Annotated in this window: 4 protein-coding genes and 1 pseudogene; 1 reads left to right on the top strand and 4 read right to left on the bottom strand. The window is 45.1% G+C overall.

Going from position 1 to position 5,337, the window contains the following annotated elements; genetic code table 11:
- Positions 1-57: 57 nt before the first annotated feature.
- Positions 58-318, bottom strand: coding sequence for a BufA1 family periplasmic bufferin-type metallophore (locus tag QTO00_RS14245; protein WP_331425390.1), 261 nt, complete (start codon positions 316-318; stop codon positions 58-60).
- Positions 319-587: 269 nt separating this feature from the next.
- Here QTO00_RS14245 and uvrD point away from each other — a divergent pair, with 269 nt between their 5' ends.
- Positions 588-2,759, top strand: a complete 2,172-nt coding sequence (uvrD, locus tag QTO00_RS14240; RefSeq protein ID WP_331425389.1) for a DNA helicase II — start codon at positions 588-590, stop codon at positions 2,757-2,759.
- 777 nt (positions 2,760-3,536) lie between these two features.
- Here uvrD and QTO00_RS14235 read toward each other — a convergent pair.
- The 3 genes and pseudogenes from QTO00_RS14235 to QTO00_RS14225 all read right to left on the bottom strand — a co-directional run.
- Positions 3,537-4,205: a LysE family translocator gene (locus tag QTO00_RS14235; protein WP_038210071.1), complete on the bottom strand. Its 669-nt coding sequence runs from the start codon at positions 4,203-4,205 to the stop codon at positions 3,537-3,539.
- A gap of 74 nt (positions 4,206-4,279) precedes the next feature.
- A complete protein-coding gene (locus QTO00_RS14230) occupies positions 4,280-5,074 on the bottom strand; it encodes an AraC family transcriptional regulator (RefSeq protein WP_331425388.1) in 795 nt (264 codons plus the stop codon).
- Between the two features lie 72 nt (positions 5,075-5,146).
- A pseudogene (locus QTO00_RS14225) lies at positions 5,147-5,337 on the bottom strand (EamA family transporter RarD); the annotation flags it as partial.

Here is a 5,337-nt window from a genome sequence, read left to right as displayed (position 1 = left end):
GATATGAACGGTAGAGTTAAGACGGCCAGTTGAGCCTGTTGCCGCCTAAAAATTCTATTATGAAGATTGAGTGCTACCGCCTGTTAGCTTGCCGCATAGGCCTTTTGGCACGACTACGAAAGCATCTGATTGGTTATCTTCTTTTGATGTACCTGCACAAGAGCTAGTTTTTGTTGCACAGTCATTTTTGCCTGCTTTCGCTACTCCGTAGCATTTTTCTTTTTCTGCTGCCACTGCAGGGGCCGCAGTTAGCATAGTGCCACCAAGAGCGATTAAACCAGTAATAGCAGTAGTAACAGCAAGATTAGACTTTTTCATCGTTATTTCCTCAGATTTGATTCCTTTACTTTATGTGGGCAAGTGACGGTCGTTTTTCCTGTAACTTGCTTATTAAACAAGATAGAAAGTGGGTGAAAAAACTTTCAAAAAAATATCTATAACCACTTAACTATTTGTGATTTTTGTTTAAGTGTCTGATTTATATTTGTTTTTGTTGCGTGATTTTTTCTTGTTTTTGTTCTGAAATGCTGGGGCTGTTTAGGTTATAATCATTTTTCATGTATAGATAACCAGTAGCTGAGCACCCAATGGATCCTTCATTACTTCTCGACGGTCTAAATGACAAGCAGCGTGAAGCCGTTGCCGCCCCACTTGAAAACTTACTCGTCTTGGCAGGCGCAGGAAGTGGTAAAACTCGCGTACTCGTGCATCGCATTGCTTGGCTAATGTCAGTTGAGCAAGCCTCGCCGTTCTCTATTATGTCGGTGACCTTTACTAATAAGGCGGCGGCAGAGATGCGAGGTCGTATTGAAGAGTTAATGATGGGTAGCGCATCGGGAATGTGGAATGGAACCTTCCACGGTATTTGTCATCGTATTCTTCGTGCTCACTACTTAGATGCTAAGCTGCCAGAAGATTTCCAGATCATTGATACCGATGATCAGCAGCGCTTACTGCGTCGTTTGATTAAGGCGCAAAACCTCGATGAGAAACAGTGGCCTGCTCGTCAGGTAAGTTGGTGGATTAATGGCAAGAAAGATGAAGGTCTGCGCCCGAACCATATCGATGCCTACCATGACCCGGTGACTAAAACCTACCTTCAGCTCTATACCGCTTATCAAGAAGCGTGTGACCGTGCTGGCTTAGTCGATTTTGCTGAGATCCTACTTCGTGCCCATGAGCTACTGCGTGACAATAAGTTTGTCCGTGAGCACTATCAGGCGCGCTTTAAACATATCTTGGTGGATGAGTTTCAGGATACCAACAACATTCAATACGCTTGGCTACGTATGATGGCAGGTCCTGATTCACATGTGATGATTGTGGGTGACGATGACCAGTCTATCTATGGTTGGCGTGGGGCTAAAATCGAAAACATCGAGAAGTTTACTCGCGAGTTCCCAAGCGTCAATACTATCCGTCTTGAGCAAAATTACCGCTCAACCAAAACCATTCTAGAAGCGTCAAATGCCTTGATCGCCAACAACACTGAGCGTATGGGTAAGGAGCTGTGGACAGAAGGTGCTGAAGGTGAGCCTATCTCTGTCTACTCCGCTTATAACGAGCTTGATGAAGCGCGCTTTGCGGTCAATAAGATCAAAGAGTGGCAAGAGAAGGGGGGAGCACTGAATGATGCGGCGATGCTTTATCGTAACAACGCCCAATCGCGTGTACTTGAAGAAGCCTTGATTCAGGCTGGGTTACCTTACCGTATTTACGGCGGGATGCGATTCTTCGAGCGTCAGGAGATTCGAGATGCGCTTAGCTATTTGCGCTTGATGGCAAACCGCAACGATGACGCTGCGTTTGAACGTGTAGTGAACACGCCAACACGTGGGTTAGGAGATAAAACGTTAGAAACTATCCGCCTCGCTGCTCGCGATCGCGGTTGCACCATGTGGGATGCAAGTGTCGCTTTGATTGATGAGAAAGTCTTGGCAGGGCGTGCAGCGGGTGCTTTAGGTCGCTTTGTCGAGTTAATTAATGCTTTGGAAGATGACACCAATGAGCTTTCGCTGCATGAGCAAACCGACCATGTGATTAAATACTCGGGCCTATTTGCTATGTATGAGCAAGAGAAAGGCGAGAAATCTAAAGCGCGTATTGAGAACTTGGAAGAGCTAGTTACCGCGACACGTCAGTTTGAAAAGCCAGAAGAGGCAGAGGAAATGACGCTGCTAACCGCTTTCTTGACTCACGCTGCGCTTGAAGCAGGCGAGGGGCAAGCTGATGAGTTTGAAGATGCGGTGCAATTGATGACTTTGCACAGTGCGAAAGGTCTTGAGTTCCCGTTGGTGTTTATGGTCGGTGTCGAAGAGGGAATGTTCCCAAGTCAAATGTCTGCAGAAGAGGCCGGACGCTTGGAAGAGGAGCGCCGCCTTTGCTACGTGGGCATGACTCGAGCGATGGAGAAGCTCTATATCACTTATGCTGAAATGCGTCGTCTATATGGTCAAGATAAGTATCATAAGCCGTCACGTTTTATTCGTGAGTTACCAGAGACTTGCCTAGATGAAGTGCGGATGAAAGCTCAGGTTAGCCGCCCAGCAAGCTCAGGTCGCTTTAGTCAAACAGTAGTAAAAGAGAGCTTTAACGAAACTGGATTTAGTTTAGGCGCTAGAGTTATGCATCCTAAGTTTGGTGAAGGTACCATCATCAACTTTGAAGGCAGCGGCCCACAAAGCCGAGTTCAAGTGGCGTTTAACGGTGAAGGGATTAAGTGGTTAGTCACCGCCTACGCTAAATTAGAGAAGCTATAAAAAGTCACGAGAAAGCGAGTTCCTAGTTCCTAGATATGAGATGGTAAAACAAACTCTCTAGGAACTAGAATCTAGGATCTTACACAAAGAAAAACCCCGAGGGCGTGAGCCCATCGGGGTTATAGTCTTACTCGCAGCAATCCGGCTACTAAAAGTGCTCCATGCATCTATTCCTTGATAGTACGCTGACATCCTTCAGCTTAGTCCTTTACTCGCCATCCTAGCGGTGTCCTTGACCCTATCCTGGTCCGCTAACAATCCTCGTTAGCTCATCTTCGCTTGTTCCTTGAGCGGTGTCCTTTTCATCGTCCTGATGATAAGTCCTTTCCTCGTCCAGAGGTGTCCATTTCCCATCCCTAGTAGCAACCATCCTAGTTACTATTGCGTCCGTTCAATGTCCAATTTGCTATCCGTGCCGATTACTCATCCTAAGCAACCGTATCTTCTTCCTGAAGAATACCTAATCCGTGGTAATTTCCTGTTCCGTGTCAGAATCCTTCCGACACAATTCATATTACGCGGATAACTTTTTTCAGCAATATGGCTCAAAGCGATTTCTACATAAAAATTCGTTCGTGTTTTATACAAGTTCATTTTTAACAATGGCTTAGCTGTGATTGGTTACATTTTTATCAGTTAAAAAGCTATATTTACTCACTTGCTTGTGAGAGATCTCGCACAAGCAGGTGAGCCGATCTGCCCTATTTACCGACAGGAATACTAAATTGGATAAAATTGGCTCGAATGAAACTAGGTGTTAACTCGGATCAGCAGCTCCTAAAGTTGAGTCGCAATTGCATTGATTGATTGCCACAAAATACCGAGGCCAATCACGGTAAACAAGATGCCACATAAGCCGTCGACGTAGTGCGCCATCGCTTTGATTTTGCGTTGCATACGTTGAGTTGACAGTGCCCAGGCTAGGAATGAAAACCACAGCAACGAGATGCTCCACAAAATGACGAGTGCGATCCCTTTGCCAGTCAGAGACATGCTTGCTGGTACTAGGCTCGACATTAAGCTGACAAAAAATACCAAAGCTTTGGGGTTGAGAATATTGGTCGCAAAACCGCGCGAGAAAGCGTCCCGTTTATTGTTGAGCAGCAGACCAGCTTGCTTTGGTGTTTCTTCGTCTACGCTTCGACGGCTGAACCTAGACCAACTCGCTTTGAGTGCGCCGAATCCCAAATAGAACAAATAACTTCCGCCAGCCAATTGCAGCGCAGCAAACAGAGTCGGTTGTTGGTGAACCAAATAGCTAATGCCAGTGAGACTAAGAACTGAGTGAAGTAAAATGCCACATGAAAGACCTAAGGCAATATAAAGCCCAGTCTGGCGTCCGTAACGCGTGGCGTTTTGTACCACTAGGGCAAAATCAGGACCAGGGCTCATAAGTGCAACAAAGTGAACCACGGCCAATGTGGAGAGGATGGTTATTTCGTTCATAGGACAATATTGGATAATTTTAGATGGGTTTAGTGTGCTAGGAATGGCCTTTAAAAGATTGTAAAAAACTGACACTAGCTGATTTTGGAAGGGTTGACACCGTAAGTCGCTTTAAAGGCTTTGCTAAAATGGGCTTGATCATAAAATCCTACTTGGTGTGCTACTTCAGTACCGCTAACTCCTGATTTAAGTAGTTTCATCCCTTGCTCCATTCTCAGGCGACTTAACCATGCATAGGGAGTTAAGCCGACTTTAGCCTTAAAATGGCGTTGAAATTGAGTTGGGCTCAAGTCACACAACTGTGATAGTTGCTCCAACCGAACGGGCTGATCGAGATTATCCAATAGGTACTCTTTCAGTGTTGCTATGGATTGATTGCCTAATGGGACAGCATGTTTTTGCTCTAAACTGCCGTAATGACTAAACAAGCGTTCAAACCCTTCATAAGGTAAGCAGTCTTTCGCCAGTTGACAGACGTTATTACTCGCCAGCAACTGGTGTAGCTGAGAAAGGGGTTTGAACACTTTGTGATCGGAAATAATGAGCTGCTTGAAGTGCAGTGAGTTACTGGGCTGTTTGAGCTGAGCAAGATCACTGAACCATGTTGGGTCGAGTGAAAACACGCGGGTTTGATAACCAGACTCTAATAAGGATTTACCATCATGCAGTTCATCAGGGGGCATGATGACTAACTGGCCTTTACCCACATGATGGCTTGCACCTTGATAGTGAAATTTTTGCTGTCCACCCGTTATAAGACCAATATGAAAATCAAGATGATAGTGGCGCGAAAAAGCGAACGATTGATAGTTCGCTTCAATCAGGCTGAGCTCTTTATTTTCCGTACTGTGGTAATTGACCTTATCCATAAAACAAAAAAAGCTTGATGACTATGTCATCAAGCTTATATGTGGGTAAGCGATTTGTCTTGTAAAAAACGATCAGTGCGCGTTCAAGGCTTTTTTCGATTGCCTGTTATTAGTTAGACCATCAAAACTGAACACAATCAAGGCTCCCCAAATGAAGGCGAAGGTAATGGCTTTATCTAGTGTGAAAGCTTCGCCATAGACAAGTACGGCAAGTAAAAACATTAAGCTTGGTCCAATGTATTGAAAGAAGCCGAGTGTAGATA

Origin of the sequence: Vibrio sp. M260118 (assembly GCF_036533755.1) — a bacterium.
Taxonomy (GTDB): domain Bacteria; phylum Pseudomonadota; class Gammaproteobacteria; order Enterobacterales; family Vibrionaceae; genus Vibrio.
Note: the sequence above shows the minus strand (reverse complement) of the source record. Positions and strands in the feature narration are given on the sequence as shown.